Source organism: Flavobacterium terrisoli, assembly GCF_030167905.1.
GTDB lineage: Bacteria > Bacteroidota > Bacteroidia > Flavobacteriales > Flavobacteriaceae > Flavobacterium > Flavobacterium terrisoli.
In genome coordinates, this window is the sequence record NZ_JARGNA010000002.1 from 390,923 (window position 1) to 412,762 (window position 21,840).

15 protein-coding genes are annotated in these 21,840 nt (G+C 38.5%); 12 read left to right on the top strand and 3 right to left on the bottom strand.

The annotated features are described in order from the left end of the window. Nucleotides 1-30 precede the first annotated feature (30 nt). A complete protein-coding gene (locus P1K33_RS03770; protein WP_284651533.1) occupies nucleotides 31-2,487 on the top strand; it encodes a DUF5916 domain-containing protein in 2,457 nt (818 codons plus the stop codon). A 45-nt stretch (nucleotides 2,488-2,532) separates the two neighbouring features. Continuing rightward, entirely contained in the window at nucleotides 2,533-4,059 is a 1,527-nt protein-coding gene (gene gpmI, locus P1K33_RS03775) for a 2,3-bisphosphoglycerate-independent phosphoglycerate mutase (protein ID WP_284651535.1), read from the top strand. Nucleotides 4,060-4,084: 25 nt separating this feature from the next. Here the strand turns inward: gpmI and P1K33_RS03780 are convergent, their stop codons facing one another. Further along, nucleotides 4,085-5,353 (bottom strand): acetyl-CoA hydrolase/transferase family protein, encoded by a 1,269-nt coding sequence (locus P1K33_RS03780; protein WP_284651536.1) that lies wholly within the window; start codon nucleotides 5,351-5,353, stop codon nucleotides 4,085-4,087. 146 nt (nucleotides 5,354-5,499) lie between these two features. Between P1K33_RS03780 and P1K33_RS03785 the strand changes: the two genes are divergently transcribed. The 6 genes from P1K33_RS03785 to P1K33_RS03810 are packed head-to-tail and all read left to right on the top strand — an operon-like array spanning nucleotide 5,500 to nucleotide 12,210. Beyond that, complete coding sequence (locus P1K33_RS03785; protein WP_284651538.1) at nucleotides 5,500-6,174, top strand: TetR/AcrR family transcriptional regulator; 675 nt, start codon at nucleotides 5,500-5,502, stop codon at nucleotides 6,172-6,174. 2 nt (nucleotides 6,175-6,176) lie between these two features. Beyond that, entirely contained in the window at nucleotides 6,177-7,844 is a 1,668-nt protein-coding gene (locus P1K33_RS03790; protein WP_284651539.1) for a peptidase domain-containing ABC transporter, read from the top strand. Between the two features lie 2 nt (nucleotides 7,845-7,846). Then, nucleotides 7,847-9,193, top strand: coding sequence for an HlyD family secretion protein (locus P1K33_RS03795; protein WP_284651540.1), 1,347 nt, complete (start codon nucleotides 7,847-7,849; stop codon nucleotides 9,191-9,193). Beyond that, nucleotides 9,193-10,578 (top strand): TolC family protein, encoded by a 1,386-nt coding sequence (locus tag P1K33_RS03800; protein WP_284651542.1) that lies wholly within the window; start codon nucleotides 9,193-9,195, stop codon nucleotides 10,576-10,578. The genes P1K33_RS03795 and P1K33_RS03800 overlap by 1 nt, the downstream gene beginning before the upstream one ends. Before the next feature lie 43 nt (nucleotides 10,579-10,621). Continuing rightward, nucleotides 10,622-11,440 carry a type I methionyl aminopeptidase gene (gene map / locus P1K33_RS03805; protein ID WP_284651543.1) on the top strand — a complete coding sequence of 273 codons (819 nt, stop codon included), beginning with the start codon at nucleotides 10,622-10,624 and terminating at the stop codon, nucleotides 11,438-11,440. Beyond that, nucleotides 11,440-12,210: a class I SAM-dependent methyltransferase gene (locus tag P1K33_RS03810; protein ID WP_284651544.1), complete on the top strand. Its 771-nt coding sequence runs from the start codon at nucleotides 11,440-11,442 to the stop codon at nucleotides 12,208-12,210. The genes map and P1K33_RS03810 overlap by 1 nt, the downstream gene beginning before the upstream one ends. Before the next feature lie 54 nt (nucleotides 12,211-12,264). Here the strand turns inward: P1K33_RS03810 and P1K33_RS03815 are convergent, their stop codons facing one another. Beyond that, nucleotides 12,265-15,069 carry a M16 family metallopeptidase gene (locus P1K33_RS03815; RefSeq protein ID WP_284651545.1) on the bottom strand — a complete coding sequence of 935 codons (2,805 nt, stop codon included), beginning with the start codon at nucleotides 15,067-15,069 and terminating at the stop codon, nucleotides 12,265-12,267. Between the two features lie 189 nt (nucleotides 15,070-15,258). On the opposite strand from P1K33_RS03815, the gene P1K33_RS03820 reads away from it, so the two are divergent. From P1K33_RS03820 to P1K33_RS03835, 4 genes are all read left to right on the top strand, one after another. Beyond that, nucleotides 15,259-16,512: a type IX secretion system plug protein gene (locus P1K33_RS03820; protein ID WP_284651547.1), complete on the top strand. Its 1,254-nt coding sequence runs from the start codon at nucleotides 15,259-15,261 to the stop codon at nucleotides 16,510-16,512. A 73-nt stretch (nucleotides 16,513-16,585) separates the two neighbouring features. Beyond that, on the top strand, nucleotides 16,586-16,972 hold the full coding sequence (apaG, locus tag P1K33_RS03825) for a Co2+/Mg2+ efflux facilitator ApaG/CorD (RefSeq protein ID WP_283239450.1): 387 nt from the start codon (nucleotides 16,586-16,588) through the stop codon (nucleotides 16,970-16,972). 143 nt (nucleotides 16,973-17,115) lie between these two features. Beyond that, nucleotides 17,116-18,744: an L-glutamate gamma-semialdehyde dehydrogenase gene (gene pruA, locus P1K33_RS03830; RefSeq protein WP_284651548.1), complete on the top strand. Its 1,629-nt coding sequence runs from the start codon at nucleotides 17,116-17,118 to the stop codon at nucleotides 18,742-18,744. 124 nt (nucleotides 18,745-18,868) lie between these two features. Then, nucleotides 18,869-21,163, top strand: coding sequence for a T9SS type A sorting domain-containing protein (locus P1K33_RS03835; RefSeq protein WP_284651549.1), 2,295 nt, complete (start codon nucleotides 18,869-18,871; stop codon nucleotides 21,161-21,163). 31 nt (nucleotides 21,164-21,194) lie between these two features. Here the strand turns inward: P1K33_RS03835 and rsmG are convergent, their stop codons facing one another. After that, on the bottom strand, nucleotides 21,195-21,824 hold the full coding sequence (rsmG, locus tag P1K33_RS03840) for a 16S rRNA (guanine(527)-N(7))-methyltransferase RsmG (RefSeq protein WP_284651551.1): 630 nt from the start codon (nucleotides 21,822-21,824) through the stop codon (nucleotides 21,195-21,197). Nucleotides 21,825-21,840: the final 16 nt, after the last annotated feature.

Below are 21,840 nucleotides of genomic sequence, written 5' to 3' on the forward strand. Positions count from 1 at the left end.
GTTATTTTTGTTTGTCAAACAAAACTATCAATGCCAAAGTTTTTCAGCTTTTTTTTATGTGTGTTTCTGCTCTTTGCAGGCCATACTTTCAGTCAAAAAAAAGTACTTCATACAAAAAACACCACCGGAAAAATTGTAATTGACGGCAGGTTTGATGAACCTGTCTGGAAAGATGCCGAGATTGCCACTGACTTTATCATGATTAATCCCGATAATGGTAAGGCAATCGCCAATGAAAAACGAACCGAAGTAAAGATTGTTTATGACAACTCCGCTATTTATGTTGCCGCTACTTTATATGATAACGAACCAAGCCGAATTTTAAAAGAACTCACCTTAAGAGATAATTTTTCAACTGCCGACCATTTTGGTGTCTTTTTCAATGGATACAATGACGGTCAACAGGAGTTTCGCTTTTTTGTGAGTGCCGCCGGAGTGCAACAGGACGGAATATATACCGAAACGAACGGAGAAGATTTTTCCTGGGATGCCATTTGGGAAAGCCATGTTGACGTGACCAATTTCGGCTGGACCGTTGAGATGAAAATACCATATGCGGCCTTGCGGTTCCCAACCGATGGAAAACAACCTTGGGGTTTAAATTTCTATCGCGAGATTCGTCGCGACAGGCAACAATATTCCTGGTCTTTTTTGGATGCCAAAATTGTAAACGAAAGTACACAAGCCGGCATGCTTGAAGGCATTGAAAATATTAAAACACCTACCCGATTGTTTTTGATTCCATACGCTTCCCAGTATTTGTATACCAGCAAAACCCAAAAGACATTTGGCGAATTCAAAGGCGGAATGGATATTAAATATGGCATCAATGACGCGTTTACTTTGGATGCTATTTTGATTCCTGATTTTGGCCAAACCAAATTCGACAATGTTGAATTAAACCTGACAGCATTTGAACAACAGTTTTCCGAAAACCGTCCGTTCTTTACCGAAGGAACCGATTTGTTTAGCAAAGGTTCTTTGCTTTATACCCGTCGAATAGGCGAAACTCCGGAAATTGATGTTGCAGACAATGAAACCGTTATTGACCGGCCTAGTTCAATAAAACTAATCAATGCCGTAAAGGTTTCGGGAAGAACCAAAAACGGATTAGGCATTGGTGTCTTAAACGCTGTGACCGAAAACACTGGTGTCATCATTAAGAATAACGATACGGGAGAAACCCGTTTGGAAAATATTGCTCCGTTGACCAATTATAATGTTTTTGTTTTAGACCAACGTTTCAGTAAAAACTCTTCTGTCTCATTGATCAATACCAATGTAACCCGAAACGGAGATTTCAGGGATGCCAACGTTTCAGCTTTCGTTTGGGATTTAAATACAAAGAAAAACACGCACAATCTTTCCGGCGCTGTTAAATACAGCTACATCAACAACATGGCCGACACGGAAGACCAAAAAGGAATTGCGGCCAACATTAATCTTGGGGAAACCAGTGGAAAATACCGATACAGCATTGGAGGTGTCTACGCGTCCAAAGATTTTGACAACAATGATTTGGGCATAAACAATCAAACGCATTATCACGGTTTTTATGCCAATTCCAGTTACCGAATCCTGAATCCAAATACAATATTCAACGGATTTGAGGCGAATTTGAATTCCTATGTAGAGTTTGACAACAGGACCGATAGGATTCAGGCTGGAAATTTGAATTTGTTTTTTAATACTTATGACAAAAAAAATGATTTTTATGCGTTTGGTATCAACGCAAGTCCTTTAGAAGTTTATGATTTTTATGAACCAAGATCTTTTGAAGAGCAAAAATTTGTAGCAGTCCCGAAAAATTTCAGAACTTACCTTACGTACTCAACTAATTACAATAGAAAGTTTGCTTTCGACATCAGCCCGTCGGTTACCCTTTTTGATGAAAAAGACAGAAAAAATTATGGCTTCATTGTTAGTCCCAGATACCGTTTTAATGACCGATTTTCGCTGATTTATAATTTTAATTTCAACAGGCAAAACAACAATGTTGGCTGGATAGATTTTGATGATTTTGACAATACCATCTTCGCCAGAAGAAACAGAATCACTTACATCAACACATTACAGGGAAAATATTCCATCAACAACAAGATGAATTTTAACCTAAACGTCCGCCATTATTGGTCTTATGTTGTCAACCATGAAATATTGACCTTACAAGATGATGGAAGTTTAGCCGAAAACACTACTTATACTGAAAATAAAAATTCCAATTTGAATTTATGGAATCTGGACCTAACCTATTCCTGGTGGTTTGCTCCCGGAAGTCAGGTTTCTGTTTTGTATCGAAACAACGCCGCACTATTCAGCCGGGAATTCAACCGACAACTGGAAAGCAATCTGAATGACGCTTTGGACAGCGAAAATCTCAGCCACGTATTTTCAATAAGCATTCGCTATTTTATCGATTACAATTCGATGAAAAACTCGAGATTTTTCAAATCGTTTACCAAACCTAAAACGAGAGAACGCTTCTAAAAAAGTCAAAATTTAGCTTTATATTTGTTGTTCAATATAATTCTGATGAACAAGAAAGTAATCCTTATGATTTTAGACGGTTGGGGAAAATCACCTGATCCTAAAGTATCCGCCATTGACAATGCCAATGTTCCTTTTATCAATAGCCTTTATGCGCAATATCCAAATGCCCAACTCAGAACTGACGGCTTAAATGTTGGTTTACCCGAAGGTCAAATGGGGAATTCCGAAGTGGGTCATATGAATCTTGGTGCAGGCCGTATCGTGTATCAGGATTTGGCCAAAATCAATTTGGCTGTGGCTCATAAAACCATGAATCAGGAAAAACCTTTGGTTGATGCTTTTCAATATGCCAAAGACAACAACAAAGCAGTTCATTTTTTAGGATTGGTTTCAGATGGCGGTGTGCATTCACATACGTCACATTTGCGCGGATTGATTGATGCTTCTCAGGATTTTGGGTTACAAAAAGTATTTGTTCACGCTTTTACCGATGGCCGTGATGTCGATCCGAAATCGGGTAAAGGATATATTCAGGATTTAGAAGATTATATCCAAAACACTACCGTTAAAATTGCTTCTGTGGTAGGTCGTTATTATGCGATGGACAGAGACAAACGGTGGGAGCGCGTAAAACTGGCTTATGACTTAATCGTAAACGGAACAGGAAAACATTCCACTAATATCGTTCAAAGCATAGCCGATAGTTATGCCGAAAATGTAACCGATGAGTTCATCCAGCCGATTACTGCAGTTGACACAAGCAACCAACCTTTGGCTACCATTCAAAATGAGGACGTGGTGATTTTTTTCAACTTCAGAACCGACAGAGGAAGAGAGTTAACTGAAGCGCTTTCACAAAAAGATTTCCACGAATTCAACATGCACAAGCTCAATTTGTACTATGTGACGATGACAAATTACGATGATACTTATGAAAACGTTCACGTGATTTACGACAAAGACAATATCACCGAAACGCTTGGCGAAGTCTTAGAAAAACACAACAAAACGCAAATCCGCATTGCGGAAACTGAAAAATATCCACACGTAACGTTCTTCTTTTCGGGCGGAAGGGAAATTCCGTTTAGAGGCGAAACCCGCATCCTGAGAAACTCACCAAAAGTGGCGACTTACGATTTACAACCCGAAATGAGCGCCTTTGAATTGAAAGACGCTTTAGTTCCGGAATTAAAAGAAGGCAAAGTAGATTTTGTTTGTTTGAATTTTGCCAATGGCGACATGGTTGGACATACCGGTGTTATGGAAGCCGCTATCAAAGCTTGTGAAGCTGTAGATGCTTGTGTTAAAGAAGTAGTAGAAGCGGCTTTAGCCAATGATTATACCACCATCATTATTGCCGACCACGGAAACTGCGAAACCATGATCAATCCAGATGGTTCACCGAACACGGCACACACGACAAATCCAGTGCCGATTATTTTGGTTGACAAAGACCACATCCGTGTACACGATGGTGTTTTGGGCGATTTGGCTCCAACCATTTTAGAACTGATGGGCATTCCAAAACCCGAAGTCATGACCGGAAGATCACTTTTGGTACGATTATAAAAAAATCCCTCCGCTGAGGGATTTTTTATTTCAACATTTCATAATAACTTCTTTCAATACTTTCCTGATGGTTTGGATGGGCAATTTTCACCATTTCGTTGAAGCGTTGTTTTAGGGTTTTACCATATAAATCGGCAATGCCGTTTTCGGTAATAATGTATTGCACGTGAGAACGCGTTGAGACTACTCCGGCACCTTGTTTCAAATAAGGCACAATTCTGCTTTCACCTCTTTTGGTGATGGATGGCAAGGCAATAATCGCTTTTCCGCCATCGCTCAAAGAAGCACCACGGATGAAATCCATTTGACCACCAACGCCGGAATACATTTTGGCACCAATAGAATCGGCACAAACTTGTCCGGTCACATCTACTTCTATCGCAGAATTAATCGCCACCATTTTAGGATTTTTACGAATGCGGGCCGTATCGTTTACCATCGAAGATTCCTTCATTTCTATAAATGGATTGTCATTGACAAAATCATACAAACGTTTGGAACCAATTAAAAAAGTGGCTAAAACTCTGCCGCGCAAGGTGCCTTTATAATTACAATTAATCACATCACTTTCTATCAAATCAATTACACCATCGGAGAACATTTCGGTGTGCAGCCCTAAATCTTTGTGGTTTTTCAATTTGCTCAAAGCCGCATTGGGAATGGAACCAATACCCATTTGCAAAGTGCTTCGGTCTTCAATTAAAGAGGCAACATATTCTCCTATTTTTTCTTCTTCTTTGGAAAAAGGGGTTGGCGCATGCCCAAAAATGGGCTCGTTAACCTCGACCAAATAGTCGATTTCGTCTACATGAAGAATCCCATCGCCAAAAGTTCTCGGCATTTGCGGATTGACTTGGGCAATGACAATTTTAGCGTTTTCAATGGCGGCTACAGTCGCTTCAACGGATACGCCCAACGAACAATAACCATGCTTATCAGGCGGCGAAACGTGGATGAATGCTACATCAATCAGCAATACTTTTTTGCGAAACAAATGAGGCAACTCGCTCAGAAAAACCGGAGTATACGAACCATTTCCTGCTGATAAAGTATGTCGAACATTGGCACCAATAAAAAAGGAATTCACGTGAAAACTATCGGCTAAATCAGGGTTGGCATAAGGCGCTGGCCCTTCGGTATGTAAATGACAAACCTCAACATTGCGGAGTTCTGCAGCTCTGTCGGCTAAGGCTTTGGTTAAAATGGTCGGAGTGGCTGCCGCAGCTTGAACGTAAACCCTGTCATTAGACTTTACAACTTTAACTGCTTCGGCAGCACTAACATATTTGCTCATAACTAAAATTTTGTTCAAAATTAAATCGGAATACCTTATAAAAATATGACATTTCTCATAATGGAAAAGATAAATGATTTATAAATAAAAGTTAAAATCTCAAACATGATAGTATTACTATTATATTTGCATAAAAAACAATCAATATGAACACTATTCTCACTAACTTAAAAATTCAGGTAAACGAAAAAATTTACGTGAAAGACCCGGAAACATCAACTCTTGGCAAGAAAATCATTCAAGAAAGCATTGTCTTGATTGACGAAATTGGATTTGAAGTTTTCACTTTTAAAAAACTGGGCGAAAGAATTGGTTCCAATGAAAGTTCAATATACCGTTATTTTGAGAGCAAACACAAACTTTTGGTTTACTTGTCTTCATGGTATTGGGGTTGGATGGAATACCGCTTGGCCTTTTCCACTTCCAACATTGTTGACCCAATGGACAAGCTCAAAAGAGCCATTACCATCGTAACTGAAAAAATTGAAGATGATTCAACGACACTACACATCAACGAAGCAATTTTGAATAAAATAATCATAGCCGAATTCACCAAAACCTTTTTGACCAAAGAGGTAGATGAAGAAAACAGAGAAGGTTTCTTTTTGGTTTACAAGAGAGTAATCAACCGAATCATCGATATCATTCAAGAGATAAATCCGGAGTATGGTTATGCCAAAAGTTTGGCTTCTTCGATAGTCGAAGGTTCGTTGCACCAACACTTTTTAAAGGACCATTTGAAAACCATTACCAATTGCAATGAAAATAATTCGCCAACGGATTTTTATATTGATTTAGCACAAAAAACTTTAAGAAAATAACTATGGCACTAACCGCGTCTCAAAGATTAATCAACTTACTGAAGCTTGATAGAAAGGATATTCTACAGATATTTTTTTACGCCATTTTTGCCGGATTGGTAAGTTTGTCATTACCCTTGGGCATTCAGGCAATCATCAACCTGATTCAATCGGGCAGAGTTAGCGTTTCATGGATTGTTTTAGTGTTTATAGTAATTGCCGGTGTGGCATTGGTGGGCATTTTATCTTTAATGCAATTGCGCATCACAGAGAATTTGCAACAAAAAATATTCATCCGTTCTTCCTTTGAATTTGGATTTCGTTTGCCAAAAATCAAAACCGATGCGTTGCACAACCAATATCCGCCCGAGTTGGCTAATCGTTTTTTTGACACTTTGACCATTCAAAAGGGCGCTTCAAAGCTGCTGATTGACTTTTCTTCAGCCTTATTGCAAATTGTTTTCGGGATTATCTTGCTTTCTCTTTACCATCCTTTTTTTATATTCTTTGGCATTTTGCTTGTTCTTTTACTGTATGTCATCTTTCGCTTTTCTTATAATTCAGGCCTATCGAGTAGTTTAAAAGAATCAAAATACAAATACAAAGTCGTGAGCTGGCTACAGGAAATGGCGCGAAACAATTTCAGTTTTAAAAAATCTTCCAACTTCGATTTTGCTTTGACCAAAAATGACCGACTGGTTTCGGAATACCTGACCTATCGCGAAAGACATTTTGGAATTATCAAAAGACAATTTACCCAATTGATTGTCTTCAAAATCATCATCACTGCCGGATTATTATTGATTGGTGGCTATTTGGTACTGAATCAAAAGATGAATATCGGGCAGTTCGTAGCGGCAGAAATCATCATCTTATTGGTCATCAATTCGGTGGAAAAAATTGTAATCGGATTGGAAACCCTTTATGATGTTTTGACCGCGGTGGAAAAAATTGGTCAAATCACCGACTTAGAAATTGAAGAAACCTCGACAAGAGCAGCGGATTATTGTTATACCAATATTCAATTAGCCGCTGAAAATTTGAGCTATAAATTTCCCGATGCACCCAACTCTGTTTTAGAAAAAATAAATCTAACGATCGAGCAATCAGAAAAAATCTATTTGGAAGGACTAAATGGTTCCGGAAAAACAACCTTGATTCGCATTCTTTCCGGGTTGCTGCAACCTACTTCGGGTTCGTTTTACATCAATGATGATACCTATCGAAAAATTGATTTGGAACAATACCGCTCGCAAATCAGTACAATTATTATAGGAGAAACACCTTTTGAAGGCACTATTTTGGAAAACATCACTTTCAACAATCCGTTGGTTTCCCAGGAAGATTTGAAATGGGCGATTGAAAGCGTGCGCTTGGGTGATTTTATCAAGTCGTTACCCAAAGGTTTGGATACCAAAATTTATCCCGAAGGCAAACAACTATCTTCGTCTAATGCCCAAAAAGTCCTTTTAGCCCGAAGCATAATAAACCGACCGAAAATTCTTTTCTATGAAGATGCTTTAGATAAAATGGACAATGATGCTGCAAAAGAAGTGATTGATTTTATTACCTCCAAAGAGAACAATTGGACGCTGATTGTTTCCTCTAAAAACGAGTATTGGAAACAAAAATGCACCCGAAACATCACCATGAGTGAAGGAAAAATAATCAAAGACACTAAAAAACAATAACAATGCTTAACATTTCAAACAACAACCGAATTGGCGAAAGCATAGAAAAATTCAGCACGTTTAAAACGCTGAACAACCGACCGCATTACAAAATTTTGAACAAAATCATAGTTGGTGTTTCTCTGTTTTGTTTACTGATTTTGTTTTTGCCATGGACACAAAACATCTCCGGAACCGGAGCCGTTACGACTTTAAAGCCCGACCAAAGACCACAAACTATTCATTCCGCCATCGCGGGACGAATTGAAAAATGGTATATCAAAGAAGGTGATTTTGTGCAAAAAGGCGATACCATACTTTTTATTTCTGAAACCAAAGAAGATTATTTAGATCCCAACTTGGTAAAAAACACCGAAAACCAACTCAAAGCGAAAGAACTCGCCGGAAAATCTTATGGTGGCAAAGTGACTTCACTCGATGCCCAAATAGCAGCGATTCAAAGTGAACGCCAATTGAAATTGCAACAAGCCCAAAATAAAATCAAACAGTCAAGACTAAAAGTCAAAAGCGACAGCATGGATTTGGTGGCCGTGAGAACCCAAATTAAAATCGCGACCACACAATTTAACCGTTCTTTAGCGCTCAATAAAGAAGGTTTAAAACCCATGACTGATGTGGAAGAAAAACGCTTGAAATTACAAGAAACCGAAGCCAAAATCATTACCCAAGAAAACAAATTATTGGCCAGTGAAAACGAATTGATAAACGCCAAAGTAGAAATCAATCGCATCATTGCCGAGTACAACGAAAAAGAACAAAAAGCCCGAAGCGACCAATACACGGCACTCAGCAGTCAGTACGACACTGAAGCGCAAGTCAACAAACTCAAAAACCAGTACACCAATTACCAAATTCGAAACGGCATGTATTATATCAAAGCGCCACAAAGCGGATATGTCAACCGAGCGCTGCAATCGGGCATTGGCGAAACGATTAAGGAAGGCACGCAAATCGTCAGCATTATGCCGGCGAAATATGATATAGCGGTGGAAACTTTTGTCACTCCGACAGATTTACCACTTTTACATAAAGGAGAAAAAGTGAGAATTTGGTTTGACGGTTGGCCGACTATTGTTTTCTCGGGTTGGCCCAATATGTCTTACGGTACTTTTGGCGGAAAGATTGTAGCCATCGAAAATTTTATCAGCGATAATGGAAAATTCAGAGTTTTAATTGCACCGGATGAAAATGATGTGCCTTGGCCAAAACAAATCAGCATTGGATCGGGAGCGCAAACTTTAGCGCTGTTAGACAATGTTCCGGTTTGGTTTGAAATTTGGCGAACACTAAATGGTTTTCCTCCCAATTATTACCAACCCAAAAACAACCTTCAAAAAGACAAAAAGTAATGAAATCTATTCTTGTCGTTTTTTTATTTTTCGGATTTACGGTTTGGAGTCAAAAGGCTACCAAAGAACTCAGCTATAATGAGTTTTTAGGGTATGTTAAAAAATACCATCCATTGGTTAAAAGTGCCAACTTACAACTCAATCTGGCACAAGCCAATTTAATGATGGCACGCGGTGGTTTTGATCCTAAAATTGAAGTCGATTTTGAACAAAAGAAATTCAAAGACAACGAATATTATTCGATACTGAACAGCAGTTTCAAAATCCCAACTTGGTATGGCGTAGAAATCAAAGCCGGATTTGACAACAACGATGGCATTTATTTAAATCCTGAAAATACGGTTCCAAATCAAGGTTTGACATCATTAGGCATCTCAATTCCATTGGGACAAGGAATGTTTATCAACCAACGCATGGCCGATTTGCGCAAAGCCAAAATCCAACTCAAATTGAGTCAGGCCGAACGCAATTTAATGGCGATTTCAGTGCTATATGATGCTTCGGTGGCTTATTTCAATTGGAAGCGAAATTTTGGTGAAGTCACTTTGTATCAAAATTATTTGACCAATGCCGAAGTGCGTTACAAAGGCATTGCAAAATCCATCGAGGAAGGAGACAAACCTGCCATTGACAGCGTGGAAGCCGGAATTATCGTTAGAAACCGAAAGTTGAGTTTGGAAGAATCCAAACTGAAATTGGCTAAAGCCCGATTGGAATTGTCCAATTTCCTTTGGTTGGAAAATAATGTACCGCTCGAATTGCAAGACGATTTGGTTCCGGAGGAAAATTTGGCCGCGACCATCAAAGAAACTTTGCGAACCAATGACTTGATGTTGGCCAATCCATCTTTGGAAAACCATCCGAAAATCAATGCCCTCGAAAATAAAATCGAAATGCTCGAAGTAGAAAGAAAACTCAAAGCCAATATGCTTTTGCCCAAAATCGATTTGGGTTATTCCTATTTATCCGAACCGAGTTATTTTGACAATTACCGCTTTCAGGATTACAAAGTGGGCGTAAATTTTTCCTTTCCGGTATTTTTGCGCAAAGAACGCGGGAGTTTGCGATTGGCCAAATACAAACTACAAGATGTAAGATTTGATTTAGATTTGGAAAGAGTACAATTAAAAAACAAAATCAAAGTGCAGCAAACCGAAATCGCTTCATTGGAAAAACAACAACAGTTGATTGAAAGTTTGGTTAACGATTATAGTACGATGTTAGCTTCTGAAGAAAGGCTTTTTTCATTTGGCGAAAGCTCTGTCTTTTTAATCAATTCGCGCGAAAACAACTTGGTTACTGCTCAATTATCTAAATTACAACTCGAAAATCGTTTTTTGGATTCGAATGCCGCTTTGTTTAAAATCATCGCCAATCCTGAATAAGTATTATTAAAATAATTACTTTTGCAACCTCAATTTCAAGAAAATGATTATCCAAAAAACAAGAGAAGAAATTGAATTGATGCGCGAAAGTGCGTTGATTGTTTCTAAAACCTTAGGCATGATAGCCTCCGAAATCAAACCCGGAGTGACTACTTTATACTTAGATAAATTGGCGGAAGCTTTCATCAGAGATCATGGTGCAGAACCGGGATTCCTTGGAATGTATGGTTTCCCAAATTCGCTTTGTATGAGTCCGAATGCTCAGGTTGTTCACGGAATTCCAAACAACAACCCTTTACAGGAAGGCGATGTGATTTCTGTGGATTGTGGCGCGTTGAAAAACGGATTTTATGGTGACCACGCCTACTCTTTTGAAATTGGTGAAGTCGCTCCTGAAGTCAAAAAACTATTGCAGGTAACCAAAGAAAGCCTCTATGTTGGTATCCGTGAATTCAAAATCGGGAACCGTGTGGAAGATGTGGGTAATGCGATTCAGAAATATACTGAAGCACACGGTTATGGTGTGGTTCGCGAATTGGTTGGTCATGGTTTAGGACAGAAAATGCACGAAGAACCGGAAATGCCAAACTATGGAAAACGCGGTCGCGGAAAACTATTCGTTGAAGGAATGGTGGTTGCGATTGAACCGATGATTAACATGGGAACCAAAAATATCAAGCAATTGAAAGATGGTTGGACAATTCTAACGGCTGACGGAAAACCAAGTGCTCACTTCGAACACGACGTGGCTTTGATTGATGGTAAACCCGAATTGCTTTCGACATTTGCCTATATCTACAAAGCCTTAGGCATTGAGAGCAATGAAGAAGATGAATTCCGTAAAATGCCTTTAGTACTATAATGAAGAAATTATTCAAATTCATCCTAAATACCATTCCGAGACCGATACTGATTCGTTTGAGTATAGTGGTTCGACCAATATTGGCCTTTTTGTTAAAAGGAAATCGATTCACCGACCCAATTGACGGAAAAAGTTTCCGTATGTTTTTACCTTATGGCTACGGAAACCAGAGAAACAACGTTTTGTCGCCAAGCACACTTTCTTTGGAAAGACACCGTTTATTGTGGCTGTATTTACAGAAAGAAACTGATTTTTTTACCGCTACGACCAAGAAAAAAGTATTGCACTTTGCTCCCGAACAGGAATTTTACAAGCGTTTCAAAAAACAAACCAATATAGATTACATGACTACCGATTTGCTTTCGCCATTGGCGGATGTAAAGGCAGACATCTGTAATTTACCCTTTGAAGACAATGCCTATGATATTATTTTCTGTAACCACGTTTTGGAACACATTCCCGATGATACCAAAGCGATGCAGGAATTGTATCGTGTCCTAAAACCTGGCGGCATGGGCATCTTTCAAATTCCACAAGACTTATCCAGAGCTGTGACTTTTTCAGATGATAGCATAGTGGATCAAAAGGAACGCGCTAAAATCTTTGGGCAATATGACCATGTTCGCGTGTATGGCAGAGATTATTTTGACAAACTGAGAAGCATTGGTTTCAAAGTAGTCGAAGAAGATTACACCAACAAAATTGCTCCTGAATTGGTAGAGAAATATTGTTTGGCGAAAGGCGAAATCATTCCCGTTTGTTTTAAATAAAAAGCCACCACACTTTTCAGCATGATGGCTTTTCGGGCATTATTCAACGAAAAATTATTCAGGCATTAAAACCCCAATGGTTTTTTCTTTGGTTAAATATTTTTTAGCTACCTCCTGCACTTGCTTCGCGGTAACTCCGTTAATCTTGGCTTCCATTTCTAAAATTTCTTCCGGTTTTGAAGCATTGGTATAGCTTCTGGTAAAATTACTCATCCAATACCTGTTCTCTTTCATTTGCTTTTTATATTCCAAAAGCTCTGCCTGTTTGAATTTATCCAAATCCACTTGTGTTGGGCCATTGACAATAATCTTATCCAGTTCTGCCAAAGTCGCGGTAATCAGTTTCTCTGTATTTTCCGGTCCGCATGGGAAAGAAATATTAAAACTATAAGAACCATAAGGCACTTTGTTCATGCTTCCACGTGAGCTTATCGTATAAACACCGCTTTCTTTTTCCCTGATTACTTCGGTCAATTTTATATTCAAAATATCTCCCGCCGCTTTCAAGAGATACGCTTCATCAGCATTATAAGTAGCATCGCCATAAAGCATAATCGTCACATTACTTTTCGGATCTTTCCCTTTGTTGACTACTTTCTTAATGTCACCTTTCAGCAATCGGTAACCCAAATCCTTAGTGCTTTCTTTTGTACCGTTTGAAGGCAACGACGCAATATATTTTTTGGCAAAATCTTCCATCGTGGCATCATCAACATTTCCTACGAAGAAGAATTCGAAATCTCCTGCATTGGCAAAACGCTCTTTGTATTTGTTGTAAGCCAACTGATAATCGGTTTGAGCCCATTTTTCAGGAGTTGGCACAATACCGTTCCATCTTGGATTTTCTTTGTTCAAATAAGTGTAAAATTCCTGTTGGAAATAGAAATTCGGCTGCGAAATCATATTATCCGTAAAGTTGGATTGTTTTTGCTTGTAACCTTCAAAGGCGTCCTTGTCAAAATTCAAATCGGTAAAATAAGCATGCAACATCTGAAAAGCATACTCCAAATCCTTTGGCGTGGTACTTCCTCTGAAACCTTCGGTTGTATTGAAGATATAAGGTGTTACATTCGCAATTTTTCCAGCCATAAACTTGTCTATGTCATTTTGGTCCAATCCTGAAAAACCGGCTTCGAATAAACCTCCATTGGCAAATTGCGTTTTCTTCATTTCGTCATTGGAGTACAAATTGGTACCCCCAAAACTAACCGCTTCCAACAAAATTTCGTCGTTTTTGAAATCAGTTTTCTTGTAGGTTACTTTGGCTCCGTTGGATAAAGTCAACGTTGTTGCCTCGATTTTGTCATTGGTTTCCTTTTTCACAATCGTTCCTGCTTTTACAGGATTGCGCAACAAACTTGAAGCAACCGCTTTGTCTTCGTAAGGTTTCAAATCATTCGTATTAACAGTAATTGCGGCTAAAACTTCTTTTTCGGTTACTTTTTTCAACCCTTCTTTTTCAGGCGAAGTAATGACCACTACCCTGTTATCATCTTTGATAAAATCTTTGATGAAGGCATTCACTTGCTCTAATTTGATACTTTGCAATATTTTTTGAATGTTGGCATATTCCCATTCTATTCCCGGCATTGGCATTTGTTCCAGGAAGTTGGACTGGCATTCCCAAACGAAATTTTCCGAATTGGTTTTGTCCTTATCCTTGAATTGATTTTCTGATCTGGATAGAATTTCGCTTTTGGCTCTTTCAAATTCTCCGGCAGTGAAACCGTATTTTTTTACTCTTTCATTTTCCGAAACCAATACTTTCAAGGCTTCCAGTTGTTTCTTTTCGTCTATCATGGCAAAAGACTGGAATGCTTCCTTGTCACGGGCAAAAGTTCCTCCGTGATAGGTAAAACCATAAGTAAACGGCGGATTCGATGAATTGGTTAATTCATTCAAACGATTATTCAACATGGTTGAAAATAAAGCTTCAACAGTGTATTCATTCAAATCATTGATGGTTTTTTTAGGCTTTCTCACACCATAATCTTTATAAAGCAACTGCACTTGAGTTTGGGCTGCTTCTTTATCGCTTTCAATAGCTACGAAAGTTTCTTTGTGGTTAGGCACTTCAAAAGTTTTTCTTGGCTTTTCGTTTTTTGGATTTTGATACGCTTCGAAATGGTCTTTGATTTTTTGCTCCATCGCGTTTACATCAATATCCCCGACAACAATCACACACATCAGATTTGGACGGTACCAATCTTTGTAAAAGCTGACTACTTTATCATAGGTGAAATTTTCTAAAACTTCTTTCTTACCGATAGGAAGACGATTGGCGTATTGCGATTTGTACATCATTTTAGGAATGTATTTATCTTCCATTCTTTTATCGGCACCAAGACCAAGACGATATTCTTCTAGAACAACACCTCTTTCCTTGTCAATTTCTTCCGGCGTTAAATTGGCATTGAATGCCCAATCTTCAATAATCTGGAATCCTTTTTCCAGTTTTTCCGGATTGTCGGAAGGAATCGGAAGGAAATAAACCGTTTCATCGAAACTGGTATACGCATTTAAATGCTGTCCAAATTTTACCCCGATGCTTTGCAGGTAATCTACCAATTGATTTTTAGGAAAGCGTTTGGTTCCGTTGAAACACATATGTTCCATAAAATGCGCCAATCCTTGTTGGTCATCATTTTCAAGAACTGAACCCGCATTGACAACAAGTCGTAAATCAACTTTGTTCTCGGGTTTGGCATTCTTTCTGATGTAGTAGGTTAATCCATTTTTCAGGGTTCCTTTTCTCACATTCGGATCAAAAGGGATAGCGTCTGTTCCTTTTAATTCCTGTGCAAAGCTTGCCGCCGGGAACAATAAAAGGACTAGTGCCGATTTTAAAATTTGTTTCATAATAAAAATTTAGGTTTTGTGTTTAGAGAAATAATAACGGATAAAGATTACATTTATTGTGAAACTAATAAAATAAACACTTACAAAAATATATTTAACGAAAAATTAGCGTTACTATATCTTAGCACAAATAAACGGCATAATTCCTGCATAATAATTATTATATTTACCATTCGAAAAATTAAAACTATGTTTAAAAAGAGCATATTCACTTTTGTATTTGTACTTCTTTCGGGAAATATTTTTTCTCAGGTCGAAAAAGAAATCGCGCCACCTTATAATATCAAAACCGTAAGTTTTGTTCAAAACGGACAAAATGCAGTTCCGATATTCCAGTTGGGCGATAGTTTTCAAGTTCAATTTGATGATTTATATGGTAACGAAGCCAATTATTTTTATACCATAACCCATTGTGATTACGACTGGAGACCATCACAATTGGCCAAAGCTGAATATCTCAACGGTTTTGATGACCAAAGAATTCAGGATTATACCAATTCACTCAACACACTGCAATTGTATTCCCATTACCGATTGTCTTTCCCCAACCGATACACACAGTTCAGGGTGAGTGGCAATTATATTATCAAAATCCTAAACGATGACAAAGAAGTGGTTTTTACCAAAAAATTCATCCTTTATGAAGAATTGGTAAATGTTCCTATGCAGGTCAGAAGAGCCCGAAATTTATCTGTTGCCAATCAGAAACACAATCTTGATTTTTCCATAAAATCGGCTAACATTAATTTTCAAAGCCCATTAAAAAATGTTAAAGTTCTGCTGATGCAAAACGGCAGATTTGACAATGCCATTACAGATATCAAACCTCAATATACAATTGGGAACGATTTGATATATAAATACGATACCGAAACCCAGTTTTGGGCCGGTAATGAATATTTGTTTTTTGAGAACAAAGATATCCGGGCAGCCAATAACAGCATAGCCACGGTAGATTCGAGAGGTGGCGTTTATAATGCCCATTTATATCGGAACGAAGCAAGAGCCAATGTGCCTTACACCTATTTCCCCGACATCAACGGGAATTTTATCATCAAAAACATCGGGGCGGAAAACAACGAGATTGAATCCGATTATTCCTGGGTTTTCTTTACGCTTTCAGCACCCACTTATTATGGCAAAAAATCGATTTACATAAATGGCATGTTCAACAACTTTGCCATCAGTGAAGAAAACAAAATGGATTACAATGCCGAAAAGGGAGTTTATGAAAAAGCCATTATGATCAAACAAGGCTTTACCAATTACCAATATGTGATTTCAGATGCCAATGGCAATGTTGATCAGGAAAATGCTATTGATGGTAATTTTTACCAAACCGAAAACAATTATTTTGCCTTAGTATATTACAGAGAAAACAACCAGCGTTACGACAGGATTATCGGTAAAGGAATTGCGAGTTCAGTTGACATTACCAATTAGAAAATTTAACATCTTATTGACGTACGGATTTGTATTTTTCGTAAATTTGGCAACGTAATATAATGAATACTATATGGTTTCACAAATAACACGAGGCATTAAGATATCAGTCTTGACTAGTTTTGAAGGTACTTACTTCAAAAACTACAAGATTCATTTTGCCTTTAGTTATGAAATCACCATCGAAAATCACAGCAAAGATTCTGTTCAGTTAAATTCACGTCATTGGGAAATTTTAGATTCCCTTAATGACAAAGAAATTGTTGACGGCGAAGGCGTGATTGGCAAAAAACCGGTATTAAAACCAGGCGAAAAGCACACTTATAATTCGGGTTGCCTGCTTTCTTCTCCATTCGGAGCCATGAGCGGTTATTTCAATATGATTAATTTTACGACCACCAAAACGTTTAAAGTCATTGTGCCAACCTTCAAATTGAGTGCGCCATTTGCCTTGAACTAAAAGTCCTGTTAAAGACAAATTAATCTTTGTCTTCTCTTATTAAAAATTCAAATTTTCCTTTGTACTTTTGTGTCGCATTTAGAAATTCTTAAAAAAGAATCTCTTAAGTTATTCAATTGTCAAATTTTTAATCTTTTCATATCATGCCTAAAGGTTTTTTTCATGTCCCAAAAGCGGTTAATGAACCCGTAAAATCATACGCACCAAATTCTCCTGAAAAAGCAGCTGTTTTAGCGGCTTACAAAAAAATGTGGAACGAGACAATTGATGTTCCGAATTATATTGGCAGCGAAGAAATTCGTACCGGAAACACCAGAAATATGACGGCGCCTCACGACCACCAACATGTTGTAGGTACTTATCATTTAGCCGAAAAAGCACATGTCGAAAAAGCGATTGCCGCTGCTTTGGAAGCCAGAAAAAAATGGGCCAACATGGCTTGGGAACAACGCGCCGCTATCTTTTTGAAAGCAGCTGAGCTAATCGCCGGACCATACAGAGCCAAAATCAATGCAGCCACCATGATTGCGCAATCGAAAACCATTTTCCAGGCGGAGATTGACGCTTCTTGCGAGTTGATCGACTTCTTAAGATACAATGTTGAGTTCATGACTCAAATTTATAACGACCAACCCAAATCAGTTTCTGATGTTTGGAACCGTGTGGAATACCGTCCGTTGGAAGGATTTGTGTATGCTATTACGCCTTTCAACTTTACGGCTATTGCAGCTAATCTTCCGGCCAGTGCGGCTTTGATGGGCAATACTGTGATTTGGAAACCAAGTGACAGCCAAGTGTTTTCAGCCAAAGTGATTATTGATGTGTTCAAAGAAGCCGGTGTTCCTGATGGCGTGATTAACGTAGTTTTTGGTGATCCTGTGATGATTACCGATACGGTTTTAGCCAGTCCTGATTTTGCCGGAGTGCATTATACAGGTTCTACTTTTGTATTCAAGGAAATCTGGAAAAAAATCGGAACCAACATCCATACTTATAAAACTTACCCAAGAATCGTTGGAGAAACCGGAGGAAAAGATTTTGTTTTGGCGCATCCGAGTGCGAATGTAAAACAAGTTGTGACCGGAATCACCCGTGGTGCTTTTGAATTCCAAGGACAAAAATGTTCAGCTGCTTCAAGAGGTTATATTCCGCAAAGTTTGTGGCCGGCGGTAAAAGAGCAATTAATCACTGATGTAAAATCTATGAAAATGGGTTCGCCAGAGGATTTTGGCAACTTTATTACAGCCGTAATTCACGAAGGTTCTTTTGACAAATTGGCGGGTTTTATCGATCAGGCAAAAAAAGACAGCGATGCCGAAATCATTGTTGGTGGAAACTATGACAAATCAAAAGGTTACTTTATTGAACCAACGGTTATCGTAACTACGAATCCAAAATATGCCACGATGGAAACCGAACTTTTCGGGCCGGTGATGACGATTTATGTTTATGATGACAAAAAATGGGCTGAAACTTTAGCCTTAGTGGACAGCACTTCTGAATATGCTTTGACCGGAGCCATTTTCAGTCAGGATCGTTATGCAATTCAGGAAGCGACATTGGCTTTGCAAAACAGCGCAGGAAACTTCTATATCAATGACAAACCAACCGGAGCGGTTGTTGGAATGCAGCCATTTGGCGGCGCCAGAGCTTCGGGAACCAATGACAAAGCAGGTTCAATGCAAAACCTTTTGCGTTGGGTTTCACCAAGAACTATCAAAGAAACAATGGTAACTCCGGAAGACTATCGTTATCCATTTTTAGGAGAATAATCCCTTTTGTCATTTTGACAAGGAAAAAATCAAAAAGCCCAAGTTTTTACTTGGGCTTTTTTTATTACGTTGAAAATGAATTTTTTGTATCTTCGGATGTCAAAAACCAACAAACCACCCAATTATGAAAATAAAAATTACGCTGCTATTATTTTGCTTTCCGTTCTTTTCAGCTTTTGCCCAGGACAAATCTTATGATTTACTAAGGGACAGAACAGAGACCAAGATTCTCTACGATCAGGTTTACGGAATTTCCAATGCTTCGGAACAAAGAAAATGGGATGTAAACCCCAATTATTTTTTGCAGGTTTATCACGAAATACAACGTGCCGATTTTCTGCAACGCTTGCCAAAATTGGAGAAACTACGCGAAGCTGCCAATCTTGGTTTTGCGAAAAAACAAATTCCATTGAGTATTTTAATTGCTGATTTTGAAAAAATAAATCCGGCCGCTTCAGAAAATGGCGATTTATTTTTGGGCACCAACAACCAATTCGAGGTTAAACCAAATGCAATAAATGTTTTTGAAAAGCATTCGCTGAATTTGATTTCGCCTTTGCTTTCCAAATCCAAAAGCAATCAGGTGAGTTTTATATTAAGCGACGAATTAATTTTCAATACTACGAGCAGAACAATCCAAAGCATAGCCATTCAAGCCAATGGCGAGGAAAACTGGAAAACGATTTCAAGAAACAATCCATTCAGCATCAATTTTGATGCGAATGGAAAACAGACTGTAAGTTGCAAAATTCAATTTGCTAATGGAGAAACAATCATACAATCATTTGTAATTAACATTGACACTCCAAACAATACTGTTGCCAATAGAAACTCTTCAAACAATTACCAGCCAAATGCCATAACGTCTGTCACTGCCACGATTCCTTATCAGGGTTATGGTGAAACAGAAGGGTATTTTGGTCAGGGTGAATACGAGATTTTTCCTGATACCGTTGATGGAATTTTAGACAAGCCGGTTTTTGTGGTTGATGGTTTTGATCCTGGTGATACCAATACTATTACTACAATGTATGGTGGTTTAGCTTATGGGACAAGTCAAAATATGGCTGATTATCTGAGAACTTTAGGATTTGATATTGTCCTGGTGAATTTCCCAACCTACACCAGACCAAATACAACAACCGTAGTGGATGGCGGTGTTGATTTTATCCAAAGAAATGCTTTTGTTTTAGTAGAAGTAATCAATCAGATCAATGCCCAAAAAGTAGGCACTCAAAAAAATGTAATCGTTGGTCCAAGTATGGGCGGATTGATTTCGCGTTATGCTTTGCGTTATATGGAGATGAATTCATTGACGCACGACACCCGATTGTATATTTCATTTGATTCACCACATCAAGGCGCTAATATTCCTATTGGTTTCCAACATTTGTTCAACTATATGGCCTATGGCCCACTAGGGAATGCGGCTGTTCAGCCTCTTGTAGACGGCATGATTAAAAGTCCGGCTGCCAGACAAATGCTCATTGACCACTTGGAAGGACATTTGCAAACCGGAAGTACTTTTGAATTTAATACTGACGCTGCGAGTTTATTGCCCGCCGGTTCACCAAATTTCAGAACCGCATTTCAAAATGAGTTAAACACGATGGGCTTTCCAACAACCGTTCGAAATGTGGCTATTGCTAATGGCGCAAGTAACGGAACGATGAACTATTCGCCAAATTTTGAAGTGATGAACCATACGTTTAACATCAGTGCTACACAGCGCGCTATTATCAATTTGCGCTTTACGCCTGCCGCCAATCAGACCAATCAGGTAAGCCGTTTCAGAGCGCAACAGTTTGTCGTAGTGGTTTGGGTAACCGGATTTGAAAGTTTGGCCAATTCAAAAGCGCCAACCTACACCGATGGATTAGACACTGCACCGGGTGGAAGATTTGATATGAGCGGATTTGGTGCCGACGCCGGAACTGATCCGTTGCTAACCGAATTTTTCGACAACCTGAACGCGGATTATTTTACCTTTATTCCAACTTGGAGTTCAATGGCCATTTCCAGCACCAATAATTTATACACACCTGTAACCGGCGCAACAACACCTTTTGTGGCTTCTTCCATTCCGACCGTGAATGAAAATCACGTTACCTTGAATGATACCAATGTGACTTTTGCTTTGAACGAAATCATAACCGGTTCTTTGGCGACAACCAATCCGGCATTTGAAACCCTTTGGATCAAAAATCCGGTGGAAAACTATATTGAAATCAATACTTCTTACACTATCGATAATGCAAAAATTGCCATCACAGATATGTTAGGAAAAACAATATATACATCACAAAATCAAACTATCAGTGGAACTTTTGAGATTCCGGTATCATTAACCAAAGGCGTTTATTTAATCACTATTGGCAATGAAAACGGAAAAATCACTAAGAAAATCGTAAAAGATTAAAAAGAAAAGCCTCTCAATCGAGAGGCTTTTTTTATACTTTGAACTTTAGCGGTAGATGAACCACTTTTTTGGTTTCGAAGAATTCGTCTTTAAAGAACTCGGCGATGCTGTATTCTGTGGCTTTTGGAAAATCCTTTAACTCTTCGGTCAAATCGCCGCCTTTGAGGTAAAGAATACCGTTTTTCAACTCATGTTTGTTTTGCTTTTTGATTTTATCTTTGATCCAGGATACAAAATCGGGCATGTTGGTCACGGCACGGCTGACGATAAAATCATAATCGCCTTTGACGTTTTCGGCGCGCATTTGCTCGGCTTTGACATTTTTCAATCCCAATCCATCGGCAACGGCCTGTACGACTTTTATTTTTTTGGCGATCACATCAATCAGGTAAAAACGCGTTTCGGGAAATAATATCGCCAACGGAATTCCGGGAAATCCACCACCGGTTCCAACGTCCAGAATATATGTTCCGGGTTCAAAAGGCTGGATTTTGGCAATCGCCAGTGAATGCAAAACGTGTTTGTTGTATAATTCGTCTATATCTTTGCGGGAAATTACATTGATTTTCGCATTCCAATCCTGATATAACGCCTCCAATTTTTGAAACTGTAGTATTTGATTATCAGTAAGATTAGGAAATTGTTTGATAATTTCTTCCATAAATTGAATTTTCAAC